Annotated in this window: 14 protein-coding genes and 1 pseudogene; 5 read left to right on the top strand and 10 right to left on the bottom strand. The window is 74.2% G+C overall.

Annotated features, from left to right (window positions below; translation table 11 throughout):
* Nucleotides 1-56: 56 nt before the first annotated feature.
* Nucleotides 57-962, top strand: coding sequence for a serine hydrolase (locus tag JKV81_RS06310; protein WP_129261480.1), 906 nt, complete (start codon nt 57-59; stop codon nt 960-962).
* A gap of 209 nt (nt 963-1,171) precedes the next feature.
* Here JKV81_RS06310 and mycP read toward each other — a convergent pair.
* Nucleotides 1,172-2,350 (bottom strand): annotated as a pseudogene (mycP, locus tag JKV81_RS06315) (type VII secretion-associated serine protease mycosin); the annotation flags it as partial.
* A complete protein-coding gene (locus tag JKV81_RS06320; RefSeq protein WP_202075115.1) occupies nt 2,347-3,210 on the bottom strand; it encodes a hypothetical protein in 864 nt (287 codons plus the stop codon). The pseudogene mycP and the gene JKV81_RS06320, both read right to left, overlap by 4 nt.
* Nucleotides 3,211-3,794: 584 nt before the next feature.
* Between JKV81_RS06320 and JKV81_RS06325 the strand changes: the two genes are divergently transcribed.
* Nucleotides 3,795-4,997 (top strand): amino acid deaminase/aldolase, encoded by a 1,203-nt coding sequence (locus JKV81_RS06325; RefSeq protein ID WP_129261484.1) that lies wholly within the window; start codon nt 3,795-3,797, stop codon nt 4,995-4,997.
* Nucleotides 4,998-5,005: 8 nt separating this feature from the next.
* On the opposite strand, the gene JKV81_RS06330 is transcribed toward JKV81_RS06325, so the two are convergent.
* The 4 genes from JKV81_RS06330 to JKV81_RS06345 are packed head-to-tail and all read right to left on the bottom strand — an operon-like array spanning nt 5,006 to nt 9,469.
* Nucleotides 5,006-5,917 (bottom strand): DUF2510 domain-containing protein, encoded by a 912-nt coding sequence (locus JKV81_RS06330; RefSeq protein WP_202075111.1) that lies wholly within the window; start codon nt 5,915-5,917, stop codon nt 5,006-5,008.
* Between the two features lie 19 nt (nt 5,918-5,936).
* On the bottom strand, nt 5,937-6,728 hold the full coding sequence (locus JKV81_RS06335) for a 3-oxoacyl-ACP reductase (RefSeq protein WP_202075112.1): 792 nt from the start codon (nt 6,726-6,728) through the stop codon (nt 5,937-5,939).
* A gap of 6 nt (nt 6,729-6,734) precedes the next feature.
* Nucleotides 6,735-8,099, bottom strand: coding sequence for an aldehyde dehydrogenase family protein (locus JKV81_RS06340; RefSeq protein ID WP_202075113.1), 1,365 nt, complete (start codon nt 8,097-8,099; stop codon nt 6,735-6,737).
* Nucleotides 8,100-8,107: 8 nt separating this feature from the next.
* Entirely contained in the window at nt 8,108-9,469 is a 1,362-nt protein-coding gene (locus JKV81_RS06345; protein ID WP_129261492.1) for a glutamine synthetase family protein, read from the bottom strand.
* Nucleotides 9,470-9,554: 85 nt separating this feature from the next.
* On the opposite strand from JKV81_RS06345, the gene JKV81_RS06350 reads away from it, so the two are divergent.
* On the top strand, nt 9,555-10,295 hold the full coding sequence (locus tag JKV81_RS06350) for a FadR/GntR family transcriptional regulator (protein WP_129261495.1): 741 nt from the start codon (nt 9,555-9,557) through the stop codon (nt 10,293-10,295).
* Nucleotides 10,296-10,407: 112 nt separating this feature from the next.
* Nucleotides 10,408-11,121, top strand: a complete 714-nt coding sequence (locus JKV81_RS06355; RefSeq protein ID WP_124279644.1) for a gamma-glutamyl-gamma-aminobutyrate hydrolase family protein — start codon at nt 10,408-10,410, stop codon at nt 11,119-11,121.
* A gap of 42 nt (nt 11,122-11,163) precedes the next feature.
* Here JKV81_RS06355 and JKV81_RS06360 read toward each other — a convergent pair whose 3' ends face one another.
* On the bottom strand, nt 11,164-12,090 hold the full coding sequence (locus tag JKV81_RS06360) for a LysR family transcriptional regulator (protein WP_129261497.1): 927 nt from the start codon (nt 12,088-12,090) through the stop codon (nt 11,164-11,166).
* A gap of 70 nt (nt 12,091-12,160) precedes the next feature.
* Here JKV81_RS06360 and JKV81_RS06365 point away from each other — a divergent pair, with 70 nt between their 5' ends.
* Nucleotides 12,161-13,315, top strand: a complete 1,155-nt coding sequence (locus JKV81_RS06365; RefSeq protein WP_129261500.1) for a TDT family transporter — start codon at nt 12,161-12,163, stop codon at nt 13,313-13,315.
* On the opposite strand, the gene JKV81_RS06370 is transcribed toward JKV81_RS06365, so the two are convergent.
* The 3 genes from JKV81_RS06370 to JKV81_RS06380 form a co-directional block, all read right to left on the bottom strand.
* The gene (locus JKV81_RS06370; protein WP_129261502.1) at nt 13,254-13,958 is read right to left on the bottom strand and encodes a helical backbone metal receptor; all 705 of its coding nucleotides are present in this window, start codon (nt 13,956-13,958) and stop codon (nt 13,254-13,256) included. The two genes, JKV81_RS06365 and JKV81_RS06370, sit on opposite strands and share 62 nt — an antisense overlap.
* 11 nt (nt 13,959-13,969) lie before the next feature.
* A complete protein-coding gene (locus JKV81_RS06375; protein ID WP_124279640.1) occupies nt 13,970-14,515 on the bottom strand; it encodes a helix-turn-helix domain-containing protein in 546 nt (181 codons plus the stop codon).
* 198 nt (nt 14,516-14,713) lie between these two features.
* Nucleotides 14,714-15,138: glycine betaine ABC transporter substrate-binding protein (locus JKV81_RS06380; protein WP_307820496.1), on the bottom strand; the 425-nt coding region annotated here is incomplete at its 5' end.

Consider the following 15,138-nt stretch of genomic DNA (forward strand, 5'->3'; position numbering starts at 1 on the left):
CTGGGCGACAGGTCGGACACAGGCTGCTGCCAGCTGGGCTGCCTAGCGTCCGGGCCATGCCCCGTCACAGAACGCGCAGGTCCGCGCTGTCCGGCCCGGTGGCCGCCGCCGTCGTGCTGCTGGCCTGTTCCGCCGCCGGTGGTGCGTATCTGGTGGGTCACCGGCCGGATGACGCGTCACCGGCCGTGGCCGCCGTATCGTCCGCCTCGAGCCCGTCGGCCACGACGGGCCCGAGCGAGGAGTCCGAGGTGGATCTCGACGCGGAGCTGGCCGACGCGCTGGCGCCCCTGGCGGACGGCGCCGATGTGTCGGTGGCCGTGCTGGACACGGAGAGCGGGGCGAGCGCCGCCTACGGGGACGGGACGTACGACGCCGCCAGCATCGTCAAGGTGGACATCCTGGCGGCGCTGCTCCTCCAGGCGCAGGACGAGGACCGTGAGCTGAACGGCGCCGAGCAGGCGTACGCGGAGGCCATGATCCGGCGCAGCGACAACACCTCGGCCACCGAGCTGCTCAAGGTGATCGGCGGGGAGGAGGGCCTCGACGCGGCCAACGTACGGCTGGGGCTGACCGGGACGAGGGCCGTGCACGCGTGGGGGCTGACCCAGACCACGGCCGCCGACCAGGTACGGCTGCTGGAGGCGGTGTCCGGGGCGGACTCGGTGCTGTCGGAGGCCTCGCGGGCGTACCTGACGGAGCTGATGGGCCAGGTCGAGGCGGATCAGCGGTGGGGGGTGTCGGCGGCGGGCACCGACGCCGTGCTGAAGAACGGCTGGATGCCCCGGACGACGACGGGGCTGTGGGACGTCAACAGCATCGGGCGGGTACGGAGTGGCGGGCACACCGTGCTGGTGGCGGTGCTGTCGCGCGGACACGCGACGCAGGAGGCGGGCATCGACCTCGTGGAGACCGTGGCGAAGGCGGCGGTCGCCGTGACGGACGCGGCGGGCGGGTCGGGCTGAGGGCCGGGCGCGGCGGGGCCGGACTGAGGGCGGGGCGCCGGAGGCGGAGCCCCGCCGCCCTCCGGTCAGCGGCGGGGGCCGGCGGGGAACGGGCTGTAGCCGGGCGGGGGCGGGTTCCCGCCGGTGTACGGGCCGGGTCCGCCGGGGCTCCCGCTGCCGGGTCCCCAGCTTCCGGGGGTCCTGCCGCCCGGGGTCCTGCCGCCGGGGTTCCTGCCGCCGGGGTTCCTGCCGCGCCAGAGCACCACCGCCAGGGCGAGGAGCACCGCTCCGAGACCGCCCGCCGAGGGGGCCAGCCAGCCGGCCGGGCCTCCGTCGTCGCCGCGCGGGGTGGGGCCGGAGCCGAAGTACTCCTCGCGGTAGCCGGCCCGGGCGGACTGCGCGCTCAGGTCGTCGGGGCGCAGTTTCGCCCCGGCCTCGATCGCCGCGGCGGGGTCGACCATGCCGTAGCCCCTGGAGTCGTCGCGTCCGCCCGAGGGGGCGTCGCCCGCGGTGTCCGCGAGCAGGGCCTTGACCTGCGCCGGTGAGAGGCCCGGGTGGGCGGCGCGTACGAGGGCCACGGCGCCGGAGACGAACGCCGAGGCGGCGGAGGTGCCCCACTCGATGTAGTAGTGCTGGTCCGGGTTGGCCACGACGATGTCGACGCCGGGCGCGCTGACGGTGGCGTACCAGCGGCGGGTGGAGAACGCGGCGTGCGTGCCGTACTTGTCGACCGCCGCGACGGCGATCACTCCGGGGTAGGCGGCGGGGTAGGAGATCCGGTCGCCCTTCTCGCCGCTGTTGCCGGCGGAGGCGACGACGGAGACGCCCTTGCCGAGGGCGTACTGCACGGCGGCGTCCTCGCCGGGTTCCGGGTGGGCCGACTCGCTGTCGTCGCCGAGGGAGAGGTTGATGACGTCGGCGCCCTGGTCGGCCGCCCAGCGGATGCCGTCGGCGAGCGCGGTGCCGCGGGTCTCACGGGCCTTGCCGCGCGACGGGTCGCCGGACTCCAGGATCACCCGTACGGGAAGGATCTTGGCTTCCGGGGCGACGCCGAGCACGCCGTCGCCCTGCCCCGGGCCGTTCCCGCGCCCGGCGATGATGCCGGCCATCGCGGTGCCGTGCAGGGCCCAGGAGCGGTCGCCGGGTTCGGCGCCGAAGCCGATGAGGTCCTTGCCGGGGAGCACCTGGCCGGCGAGGTCGGGGTGGTCGTCGTCGACCCCGGTGTCCAGGACCGCGACGGTGATGCCCTTGCCCTTGGTGGTCTGCCAGGCCGTGCCGGTGTGGAGCGCCTCCAGACCCCACTGCTGGTCGCGGATGGCGTCCGCCCGGGCGGGGACGGCGGGCAACAGCGCGAAGGCGGTGGCGGTGGCCACGGCGGCGAGCGCCCGGAGCCGGCGGGGACGGGTCATGCCGGCTTCTCCGTGAGGTCGGTGACGGTCCTGCGCAGGGTGCGCTCCACCCGGTCGGCGATGCCCTTCGCCTCGTGGCCGAGTCCTGCCTGGGCGGGGGCGGTCGTGGCGTCGGCGGCCATGGCCGCTGCGGCGGGCTGCGGTTCGGTGACCGCGCGGCCGTCGGCGAAGCCGGAGACGGCGAACACGACGACGGGCAGCTCGGTCAGGACGTGGACCGTCCAGCTGGCGCGCTGCGGGTCGCCGAAGCCTTCCGCGACGGTGCCCTTGACCGGGTAGGTGCGGGGCATCAGGTCGGAGCGGTTCGCCAGGTGCTGGGTGGTGAAGCGGGTGTCGAGCGCGCCCATCGCCTCGGTGTCGGCCTCGGTGAAGACCATGCCGACGGTGGTGACGCTGCTGCGGGTGGCGTCGGTGTAGGTGGCGCGCACCAGGCGTTCGCAGCCGACGGGGCCGAGCGTCTTGAGCAGCAGCGGGTCCAGGCCGGCCGCGCAGCCGCTGTCGCTCGCGACGGCGACCCTGGTCCAGACGCGGTCGGTGGCTCCCGGTCCCGCGCCCTCGCCCTTGAGCGTGCGCGGGAAGAGGGTGTCGACGGGCGTGCTGTGCCAGGCGGAGCGGCCCACGGTGTACGCGCTCGCGGCGCCCGGCTCGGCGGCGGAGTCACCGGTGAGCCAACTGCCGGTGACCGCACCGCCGATGAGCCCGAGGCCGAGCACGGCGCAGACGGCGGCCGCCACGGTCCTGGCGGGGTTCCGGGCCTGCACGGGGCGGAGCCGGGTGGTGGTCTCGGCGGGCGTCTCGGCGTACGCGTAGTAGGCGCCGGGCGGGGCGGGGGTGGCACCGGGGCGCGGGGTGAGGTCCACCGCGCCGACGGGCCTGCGCCGGGTGGCGGCGGGCGGGGGCGGCGGCCCGGGACGGGCGGCCGGCGCGGGCGGTACGGGCCGGAGCCGGGCCGTGGTCTCGACCGGCGGCACGGGGGCACCGGGCGCGGGAGACCCGGCGGGCGCCTGCGGGGCGGTCCCGGGGCGCGGGGCCTGCGGGGCGGGGGTGGCGGACGTGCCCTGCGGTGCGCGGGTGGCACCAGGGGCCTGTGGGGCCTGCGCGGCGGGTTCAGCACCCGGGGCCTGCGGTGCGGGTGCGCCCGGTGCGCCCGGCGGGTTCTGCTCAGGGCGTGGAGGAGGCGGGGTGGCGGCGTCGGCCCGCACAGGGGGCGGGGTCGTCGGACGGGGTGGCACGGGAGCGCGCTGCGCTTCGGTACTCATCCGTCCCCCTGGTCCACGTCCCCGCACCGCCCACGGACCACCGTTGCGCACGGGCCCGTCGGTCGATCGTGTGACGGTCACTCTACGGGGTGGACGGCACCCCGTGGGAACGGGCGGGAGGGTGCGTGACGATCTGCACCGAACGTCCCCTACCCAGTGGTACGGACGTCTGGCAAGCTGCGCCCATGACTGCCCGCGCCGCTGACCGGAGCCGCTACGACCGCGCCACCGCCCATCTCGACGCCCCGGTGGCCGTCGTCGACCTGGAGGCCTTCGACGCCAACGCCGACGACCTGGTACGCCGGGCCGGCGGCAAGCCGATCCGGGTGGCCAGCAAATCGGTGCGCTGCCGTGCCCTGCTGGAGCGGGTGCTCGCCCGCCCCGGGTTCGCGGGGATCATGTCGTTCACGCTCGCGGAGTCGCTCTGGCTGGCCCGCGCCGGATTCGACGACGTACTGCTGGCCTACCCGTCGGCCGACCGGTCCGCGTACGCCGAGCTGGCGGCCGATCCCAAGCTCGCGGCGGCCGTGACGGTGATGGTGGACGATCACGCGCAGCTGGAGCTGATCGACGCGGCGCGCGCGGGCGGCACCGAGGAGATCAGGGTCTGCCTGGAGCTGGACACCTCGCTGCGGCTGCTCGGCGGCCGGGTCAGGATCGGCGCCCTGCGCTCCCCGCTCCGCTCCCCCGCCCAACTGGCCGAGCTGGCCCGCTCGGTGGACCGCAGGCCCGGGTTCCGGCTGGTGGGCCTGATGGCGTACGAGGGCCATGTCGCGGGCGTGGGCGACTCGGTGGCCGGGCGGCCGCTGCGGTCGCGTGCGATCCGGCTGATGCAGGCGACGGCCCGCAAGGAGCTGGCGGCCCGGCGCGCGGAGGTCGTGCGGGCGGTCCGCGCGGTGGCGCCCGGCCTGGAGTTCGTGAACGGCGGTGGCACCGGCAGTGTGCAGCACACCGCGGCCGAGCCCGCGGTGACGGAGATCGCGGCGGGTTCCGGGCTCTACGTACCGAGGCTGTTCGACAACTACACCTCGTTCAGGGGCCGTCCGGCGGCGCTGTTCGCCCAGCCCGTGGTGCGGCGGCCCGGCGTGGGCGTCGTGACCGTGCTCGGCGGCGGCTATCCGGCGTCCGGAGCGGCGGGCCCGGACCGGCTGCCGGTGCCGTATCTGCCCGAGGGACTGCGCTACGACCCGCAGGAGGGGCCGGGCGAGGTCCAGACCCCGCTGCTCGGCACCCCCGCGGACGATCTGCTGATCGGCGACAAGGTGTGGTTCCGGCACGCCAAGGCGGGTGAGCTGTGCGAGCGCTTCGACGAGCTGCGGCTGATCGAGGGCGACCGGATCACGGCTACCGTGCCGACGTACCGCGGTGAGGGGCGCACCTTCCTCTAGGGCGGGCGTCAGGGCGCCACGGTGCTGCCCACACCGCCGCCGGTGGCGTCGCCGATCGGGCGGATGCCCCGGGTGATGGTGTCCATCAGGGAGAGCGGCAGCGCGTCCTGGCCCGCGTCGAAGGCGAACCGCACGATGACGGGTGTCTCGCTGCCCACGGCGGACGGGAAGACGAGCGACTGCACGTACCCGCCGGGCCCCTTGCCCGTGGTGACCTGCCGGCGCACCAGGTATCCGGTGCGCCCCGCCACGGTCACCGGCTTCGACGCCAGGTCCTTGTGGGACCTGATGCCGCCGTGGATGAGGTCGCCGACGGTGTTCTTGCCGTAGGCGCGGTCGGCGGCCGTCCCGATGTCCGCCTCGGCCAGTGCCTTCATGTCCGTGAGGTCGGTGCCGCCCGCCGTCCGGACGGTGACCGTGCCGTGGTAGCAGAAGCTTCCCGAGTCGCCGGGGCAGGTGTAGGACCCGGCCGTACGCATCGTGGAGGCGTCGTCGAGGGTGTTCTCCGGCTTCTCCCAGCCCTCGGGGACCTGGAGGGTGACCCCGTCGAGCTGGTCGACCAGCACCGTGGGGTCGTCCTCCGGGCCCTCGGCGGGCGTCGGGCCGGGCGCGCTCGCGCTGTCCGTGGCGGTGGGCGGCGCGCCGGTGCTCGCCCCGGAGACCGGTCGCGTACCGCTGTCGTCCCCGCCCAGCACCAGGAAGCCGGTGACGGCGGCGACGACGAGCAGGCCCGCCACGGTCATGGCCACGGTCCGGGTGGTGGTGCCCGCTCCGCGCCGTACGGGCTGCGGAGCGGGTGCCACCGGCTGCGTGGCGGCGGCGGAACGGGTGTATCCGGTCCAGGCCGTGCCGTCCCACCAGCGCTCGGTGCCGGGCATGTTCACGTCCGGGTACCAGCCGGGCGGGGTCGCGTGGGTCATGCCACCACTGTAGGGAGCCTCAGTCGAGGGGGGTCACGTACGCCCCCGAGATCCCGCCGTCGACGAGGAAGTCGGTGGCGTTGACGAACGAGGAGTCGTCGCTCGCCAGGAAGGCGACGGCGGCGGCGATCTCCGTCGCCTCGGCGAACCGGCCGAGCGGGATGTGCACGAGCCTGCGGGCCGCCCGCTCGGGGTCCTTGGCGAACAGCTCCTGGAGCAGCGGGGTGTTGACCGGCCCGGGGCACAGGGCGTTGACCCGGATCCCCTCGCGGGCGAACTGCACCCCGAGTTCGCGGGAGAGGGCGAGGACGCCGCCCTTGGACGCGGTGTACGAGATCTGGGAGGTCGCCGCGCCCATCCTGGCCACGAAGGACGCGGTGTTGATGATCGAGCCGCGGCCCTGGCGCCTCATGTAGGGCAGGGCGGCCTTGCAGCAGAGGTAGACGGAGGTGAGGTTGACGTCCTGGACGCGTTTCCAGGCCTCGAGACCGGTCGTGAGGATGGAGTCGTCGTCGGGCGGCGAGATGCCGGCGTTGTTGAAGGCGATGTCCACGGTTCCGTAGGTGGCGTACGCCGTGGCGAAGAGCGCCTCGACCTGGTCGGGGTCGGTGACGTCGACGGACACGAAGGTTCCGCCCGCCTCCTTGGCGGCGGCCCTGCCCGCATCCGCGTCGATGTCGCCGCAGACGACGTTCGCCCCTTCGGAGGCGAGCCTGCAGGCGGTGGCGAGGCCGATGCCGCTGCCCGCCCCGGTGATGACGGCGGTGCGGCCGGTCAGGCGGCGGCAGATGTTCCCGGAGTCGGTCGTCATGTCTGTTCAGGCCTCCGTGCCGATGAAGACGTTCTTGGTTTCGGTGAAGGCCGCGAGGGCGTCGGGCCCCAGTTCGCGGCCGAGCCCGGACTGCCGGTAGCCGCCGAACGGGGTCCAGTAGCGCACGGCGGAGTGGGAGTTGACGGAGAGGTTCCCGGCCCGGACCGCCCGGGAGACCCGCAGGGCGCGGCCCACGTCACGGGTCCAGATCGAGCCGGCCAGGCCGTATTCGGTGGCGTTGGCCAGCCGTACGGCGTCGTCCTCGTCCTCGAAGGGCAGGACGACGGCGACCGGGCCGAAGACCTCCTCGGTGGCGACGGGCGCGTCGGGGGCGATCCCGGTGAGGACGGTCGGGGGGAACCAGAAGCCGGGGCCGCCGGGCGCGCTGCCCCGGATGCCGTCCGCGTCCTCGGGGACGAGCGTCCGTACGCGCTCCAGCTGGGCCCGCGAGATCAGGGGGCCCATCTGGGTCTTCTCGTCCGAGGGGTCCCCCACGGCGACGGAGGCGACGGCCGGGACGAGGTGCTCCAGGAACCGGTCGTACACGGACCGCTGGACCAGGATGCGGGTGCGGGCACAGCAGTCCTGGCCGGCGTTGTCCAGGAAGGACATGGGTGCGGCGGCCGCGGCGGCCTCGATGTCGGCGTCGGCGAAGACGATGTTGGGACTCTTGCCGCCGAGTTCGAGGGTCAGCCGCTTCACCCGCTGCGCGCACCGGGCCATGATCTGCTTGCCGACGCGGGTCGACCCGGTGAAGACGATCTTGGCCACGCCCGGGTGTTCGACGAGGGCGTTGCCCGCCACGTCGCCGGCGCCGGGCAGCACCTGGAAGAGGTGTTCGGGGAGGCCGGCGTCGAGGGCGAGCCGGGCCAGGCGCAGGGCCGTGAGCGGGGTGGTCTCGGCCGGTTTGAGGAGGACGGCGTTGCCGGCGGCGAGGGCGGGGGCGGCGCCCCAGGCGGCGATCGGCAGGGGGAAGTTCCACGGGGCGATCACGCCCACGACGCCCAGCGGCTCCAGGAAGGTGACGTCGATCCCGCCGGGTACGGGGATCTGGCGCCCCGTCAGCCGCTCCACTCCCCCGGCGGCGTAGTCCAGGAGGTCCCGGACGTTGGCGGCCTCCCAGCGGGCGTTGCCCAGGGTGTGTCCGGCCTCGGTGACCTCCAGCTCGGCCAGCCGTTCGGCGTGTTCGTCGACGAGGACGGCGAAGCGGCGCAGCAGCCGGGCGCGGTCGGCGGGGGCCAGGGCGGCCCAGGTGCGCTGGGCGGCCGCGGCGCGGGTGACGGCGACCGCGACCTCCTCGGCAGTGGTGGCGGGGACGGTGGCGACGAGCTCTTCGGTGGCCGGGTTCAGGACGCGGTGCTCGTGGATCACGGGGCTCCTCACAGGCGTTCGAAGGAGCGGCGGAGCTCCCAGTCGGTCACGGCGGCGTCGAAGGCCTCCAGTTCGACGCGCGCCATGTTGCGGTAGTGCGCGACGACGTCGTCGCCGAAGGCTTCCCTGGCCACCTCGCTGTCCTCCCAGAGGGCGGCGGCCTCGCGGAGCGTGGTGGGGACCTGGTCGTATCCGGCGGTGTAGGCGTTGCCCTCGCAGGCGTCGGGGAGTTCCAGTTCGTGTGCGATGCCGTGGAGCCCCGCGGCGACCAGGCCGGCGACCGCCAGGTACGGGTTGACGTCGCCGCCGGGCAGCCGGTTCTCGAAGCGCATCGAGCGGCCGTGTCCGACGACGCGCAGCGCGCAGGTGCGGTTGTCGTGGCCCCAGGCGACGGCGGTCGGGGCGAAGGAGCCGGGCTGGAACCGCTTGTAGGAGTTGATGTTCGGCGCGTACAGGAGGGAGAAGTCGCGCAGGGCGGCGAGCTGGCCGGCGAGGAAGTGCCGCATCACGGGGGACATCGAGCCGTCCTCCCCCGCCATGACGCTGCGCCCTCCGGCGTCCTGGAGCGAGAGGTGGATGTGGCAGGAGTTGCCCTCGCGCTCGTTGAACTTGGCCATGAAGGTGAGGGCGACGCCCTCCTGGGCGGCGATCTCCTTGGAGCCGGTCTTGTAGACGGCGTGCTGGTCGCAGGTGACGAGGGCCTCGTCGTAGCGGAAGACGATCTCGTGCTGGCCGGGGTTGCACTCGCCCTTGGCGGACTCGACGGTGAGCCCGGCGGCCGCCATCTCGTTGCGGATGCGGCGCAGCAGCGGTTCGATGCGGCCGGTGCCGAGGACCGAGTAGTCGACGTTGTACTGGTTGGCGGGGGTGAGGCCGCGGTAGTTGCGGTCCCAGGCCTGCTCGTAGGTGTCCTTGAAGACGATGAACTCGAGTTCCGTGCCGACGTGGGCGGTCAGCCCGTGGGCGGCGAGCCGCTCCAGCTGGCGCCGCAGGATCTGGCGGGGCGCGGCGACGACCGGTGAGCCGTCCTCCCAGGAGAGGTCGGCCATGACCAGGACCGTTCCCTCGTGCCAGGGGATGCGGCGCAGGGTCGTGAGGTCGGGGCGCATCGCGAAGTCGCCGTAGCCGTTGGACCAGGACGACATGGCGAACCCGTCGACGGTGTTCATGTCCGTGTCGACGGCGAGCAGGTAGTTGCAGCCCTCCGTGCCGTGTTCCAGCACCTCGTCGAGGAAGAAGGACGCCGCGAACCGTTTTCCCTGCAGTCTGCCCTGCATGTCGGTGAAGGCGAGGACGACGGTGTCGACCTCACCGCGCTCCACCAGCACGCGCAGCTCGTCGGTCCCCAGCGGGGGTGTGCGGTCTGCCACGGAATACTCCTCGTTCGGTCGGCCGGAGGCTTGCCGGTCGGCCTAAGGTATGGGGGAAAACCATTGGGGGGAAGGGAATCGGGACGTGGCGGAAGAGACCGGGGAGCCCGGGCACTCCGGCCGGCTGCTGAGCGCCCTGCGGCCGGTCCGCGCGGGCAACGGCTTCGAGGAGGCGCTGGAGCAGATCCTCCAGGTGGTCCGGCTCGGCCTGGTGCCCGGCGGCGGGCGGCTGCCTGCGGAGCGTGAGCTGGCCGGGCTGCTCGGCATCAGCCGGGTGACCCTGCGCGAGGTCCTGAGGGTCCTTCAGGACCAGGGCCTGATCGAGGCCAGACGCGGCCGGCACGGCGGTACGTTCGTGCTGCCCCGGGACCCGGGCCCGGACGCCGGTGACGAGCTGCGCCGCCGGGTGGCGGACGTCGACATCGAGGACGTCCTGCTGTTCCGCGAGGTCCTGGAGTCGGGGGCGGCCGGGCTGTGCGCGGCGCGCGGCCTCGACGACGAGGGGGCGGACCGGCTGCGTACGGCTCTGGCGGCGACACACGAGGCACCTCTGCCCGACTACCGCAGGATCGACACCCTTTTCCATCTGACGCTCGCCGAGCTCTCCGGTTCCCCCTCCCTCGCCGCCCGGTACGCGTCGGTGCGGGCCCGCGTCAACGACCTGCTGGACTGCATCCCCCTGCTCGTACGGAACCTCGAACACTCGCAGCACCAGCACACGGTGCTCGTCGCCGCGGTGCTCGACGGCGACGAGGAGGGCGCGCGGGCGGTGATGCGCGAGCACTGCGCGGGTACGGCAGCGCTCCTCCGAGGCTTCCTGGCTTGAACCCGCCCTTCCGGATCACTGCTCTTGCGTGACGGCTCCGTACGAACAAAGGTATGACGTAACACCATTGCACCGGGCCGGCCCGCAGACCGGCCGCCGGAGGGACCGCACCATGCACGAACCGCTCATCGGCGTCACGACCTATCTGGAGCCGGCGGCTCGCTGGGGCGTCTGGGAACTCCCCGCGGCGGTGCTCCCCTCCGCCTACCCCGCGCTGGTCCAGCGCTCCGGCGGGCTCGCCGCGCTGCTGCCGCCGGACGACCCGGCCAGGGCGAGGGCCGCGGTGGCCCGGGTGGACGGTCTCGTGATCGCGGGCGGCGCCGACGTCGACCCCGGGCTGTACGGCGCGGAGCGCGACTTCAGGACGGGTCCGCCGGCGCACGAGCGCGACACCTGGGAGGTGGCCCTGCTGCGCGCGGCGCGGGAGACCGGCACCCCGGTGCTGGGCATCTGCCGCGGCATGCAGCTGCTCAACGTGGCGCTGGGCGGCACGCTGACCCAGCATCTGGACGGCCACGCGGGCCCGTTCGGCAAGGCGGGGGTCCTCGGCGAGCACGCGGTGACACCGGTTCCGGGGACGCTGTACGCCTCGCTCGTGCCCGAGGAGGCGTCCGTACCGACGTACCACCACCAGGCCGTGGACCGGCTCGCGCCGGGTCTGGTGGCCTCGGCGTACGCGGCGGACGGCACGGTCGAGGCGATCGAGCTGCCCGGCGCGCAGTGGGTGCTCGGCGTCCAGTGGCACCCGGAGATGGGCGACGACCTGCGGATCATGCGGGCCCTGGTGGCGGCGGCCACGGCCGCGGCGTCCGTGCCCACCACCTGAGGCCCGGGGGGGCCACCGGAGCGGGCCCCACAGCACGGGCCGTCAGGTCTCGCGCGCGGTCAGGGAGAGCAGGTCACGCGCCGGGCCCGTGGGCCGGTGGCCGGCGGGCCAGACCGCGCGCAGCTGACGGCGCAGCCGGACGCCCGCGACCGGGACCTTGACCAGCCGCCGCGCGGAGAGCTCCTCGCCCAGCGCGAGTTCGCTGAGCACACAGGGGCCGGCGCCGCTCTCCGCGGCCCCCTTCACCGCGGTGGTCGAGGAGAGTTCGAGCAGGGGGCGCGCCAGTCCGCCGTGCACGGCGAGCGCCGCGTCCAGGACCTGCCGGGTGCCCGAACCGTGCTCCCGCAGGATCAGCGGCTCCCGGGCGAGCTCCCCCGGGGTCAGCGTGGCCCGGCGTGCCCACGGGTGGGAGGGGGCGACCACGACGACGAGCCGGTCGTGGGCGATGACGGTGCCGTCGAGCCCTTCCGGTATCGAGAGCCCCTCGACGAAGCCCAGGTCCGCCTCACCGGCCAGCAGCCGCAGGGCGACCGCCGCGGAGTTGCCGGCGAGCAGGGAGACGGCGGTGTCCGGCCGCTCGGCGCGCAGTGCGATCAGCCAGCCCGGCAGCAGGTACTCCGCGATGGTCATGCTCGCGGCGACCCGGAGCCGGGAGTCCCGCCGGTCCCGCAGCGCCTGGGTCCCCGCGTCGAACGCCTCGGCCGCCTCGACGACCCTGCGCGCCCAGTCGGTGACGAGCGCGCCCGCGTCGGTGAGCCGGGATCCGCGCGGTGAGCGGTCCAGGAGCGCCACACCGAGCTGCCGCTCCATCGAGCGGATGCGGCCGGAGGCGGCGGGCTGGCTGATGCCGACGTCCCGCGCCGCCCGGCCCAGGCTCCCGTGCCGCGCGACCGCGAGGAGCAGCACCATGGCTCCCAGGTCGGGGACCCGGTGGGGCAGGGAGGCGCGCGGGGGCACTGGACCGGTCATAACCCCAGCCTATGACCTCATAGCCGCGCGCTCCCTGGTGGGCGGCGGTCCGCCCGCCGAGAATCGTGGCATGGCCATCTTTCCGCAGACCAAGACCGGGGCGCCCGCCTCCGCCGCCCCCGCCCACCGGCTCCCGTCCCTGCGGCATCTCGGCCCCAACTGGTACGCGACGGTGATGGGGACCGCCATCGTCGCGACCGCGGGTGCCGCGCTGCCGGTGGACGTGCCGGGTCTGCGGACCGCCTGTGTCGTGGTGTGGGCCGTGTCCTCGGTGCTGCTGGCCGTCGTGCTGGCGGCCCGTGCCGGGCACTGGGTCCTGCACCGGGACCAGGCCCGCGCCGACCTCCTGGACCCCGCCGTCGCGCCCTTCCACGGCTGTCTGTCCATGGCGCTGCTCGCCGTGGGCGCGGGCACCCTGGTGGTGGGCCGGGACGTCATCGGGCATCCGGCCGCCGTCGCCGTGGACGCGGTGCTCTTCACGGCGGGCACGGTCGCGGGGCTCGCCGCCGCCGTGGCGATCCCGTACCTCATGGTCGTACGCCACCGGCTCGCGCCGGGCACCGCGTCACCGGTCTGGCTGCTTCCCCTGGTGGCCCCGATGGTCTCCGCCGCGGTCGGGCCCCTGCTGGTGCCCGAGCTGGCGCCCGGCCAGGGGCGCGAGGCGCTGCTGCTCGCCTGTTACGCGATGTTCGGGCTGTCGCTGCTGGCGACCCTGGTGGTGGTCCCGCTGGTCTTCGGTCGGCTGGTCCACCACGGTCCGCTGCCGCTCGCGCTGACCCCGACGCTGTTCCTGGTGCTCGGGCCGCTGGGCCAGTCCACGACCGCCGTCAACCAGCTGGCCGATGTGGCACCGGGAGCGGTCCCGGCACCGTACGCCTCGGCCTTCGGCGCGTTCGCCGTGCTGTACGGGGTGCCGGTGATGGGGTTCGCGCTGCTGTGGCTGGCCCTGTCGGCCGCGATGGTGGTGCGTGCGGTGCGGCGGGGCATGGGGTTCACGATGACGTGGTGGGGGTTCACCTTCCCGGTCGGTACGTGTGTCACGGGCGCGGCGGGACTGGCCCGGCACACCGGGCTGGACGCGTTCACGTGGTTGGCCGTGGCGCTGTACGCGCTGCTGGTGACGGCCTGGGCGTTCGCGGGTGTACGGACGCTGGGCGGGCTGTTCAGCGGAGCGCTGCCCGCAGGGCCCCGGCCGCTTCGGCCAGTGACGGTCCGTACCACGTGAGGTGGCGCCCGTCGACGAGGGCGGCGGGCAGTCCGGGGAAGGCCTCGGGCCCGTCGGTGGCGGTGAAGCGGTACGGCTCGTCGGGCAGGACGACCAGCTCGGCACCGGAGGCGTTGAGCTCGGTCAGGGGGACGCGAGGGTAGCGCTCGTGGTGGCCGGCGTACACGTTGTGCACCCCGAGGCGGGCGAGCAGGTCACCGGCGAAGGTGTCACGCCCCAGCACCATCCAGGGTCTGCGCCAGACCGGCACGATCGCGGGACGTGGCGCGGGCGCGGGCGGCAGCGCCTCCCAGGCGGCCCGGGACTCCTCCAGCCAGCGGGGCCGGACCAGGCCGCAGGCGGTGAGGACCCGTTCCAGCTCGGCGAAGGCCTGGCCGAGGGTGCGGACCTCGGTGACCAGGACGTCCAGCCCGGCGGCCCGCAGCGCGGCCAGGTCGGGCTCCCGGTTCTCCTCCTCGTTGGCGAGGACGATGTCGGGGCGCAGGGCCGCCACCGCGGCGGTGTCGGGGTTCTTGGTGCCACCGATCCGCGCGGCGGTCAGTCCGGCGGGGTGCGTGCACCAGTCGGTGACACCGACGAGCAGACCGGGCGCCGTGACGGCGACGGCCTCGGTGAGCGAGGGGACGAGGGAGACGACGCGCATCGGCTCCCCCGTCAGCGGCGCGAGTCGTACGTCGCGTCGATGTGCTCGGCGACGGAGACGACCAGCAGCCGGGTGGCCGGTACGGTGGCCCGCCACCGGTGCCTGACCCCGCCGGAGAGGAAGAGCGTGTCGCCCCGGCCCAGCCGGTGGGCCCGGCCCTCCGCCTCGACCTCGACGGCGCCCTCCACGACGTACATCACCTCGTCGTTGCGGTGCTGGAACTCGCGCCCGAGGTCCTGCTCGCCGATGAACTCCAGCGCGCTGAGCTGGTGCCGTCCACGCACCAGCCTGCGGACGCCGTCCTCGTCGTCCGCCCGTACGACGTCCACTGCGCGTGCCGAGTCCGCCGCGGCCCGCAGCCGCTCGGTCGTGGTCTCCAGGGCCTCGGCCACCCGGTGCAGGGACCGGGGACTGGGTCTGGCCCGTTCGTTCTCGATCTGGCTGAGGAACGGTACGGACAGTCCACTGCGCCCGGCCACCGCGGCCAGGGTGAGTCCCAGGGTCCTGCGGCGTCGGCGAACCGCCGCACCCACTCGAAGTGCTTCCTTCTCGTCCATGTCCGGCTCCCTCCCCGGATCGCCATCCTCCCGGTTGCCAGCACCCTACGCATGTCGTTTGAGGTACGGAGGGCGAGCCGGCGGACGGGGACGGACGGGAAATCTTCGGGGATCCCCTCCTGAACAGCCTGAAGGGGACGGCTCCGGTTCGCTACCGGGGCCGTCCCCTTCACCGTGACGGGGTGGTCGACAGGCGGGTCAGCTGCCGACGGGCGTCAGCTTCGCCACCACGTCCGGGTTGGCGTCCATCCAGCGGCGGGCGGACTCCTTCTCCTTGCCGGCGCCGCCCTTCTGGATCTCCACCTCGAGCGAGGCCAGCTGCGCCTCGCTGAGCTTGAAGTCCTTCAGCCACCCGGTCAGCTCCGGGAAGTCCTTGGCGAAGTCCTTCTTGGCGACCGTGTGGATCTGCTCGCCCTTGCCCCAGGCACCCTTCGGGTCCTCGAGCTTCTTCAGGTCGTGCTTTCCGTAGGCCCAGTGCGGCGACCACAGGGTCACCACGACCGGCTCCTTCTTCTTGATCGACCGGTTCAGCTCGGCCAGCATCGACGAGGTGCTGGAGGAGACCACCTCGTACTCACCTTCGAGGCCGTACTCCTTGAGCACCTTCTTGTTGAGGGTGCCCA

It is taken from the genome of Streptomyces silvae (assembly GCF_016745505.1).
GTDB classification, from domain to species: Bacteria; Actinomycetota; Actinomycetes; order Streptomycetales; family Streptomycetaceae; genus Streptomyces; species Streptomyces silvae.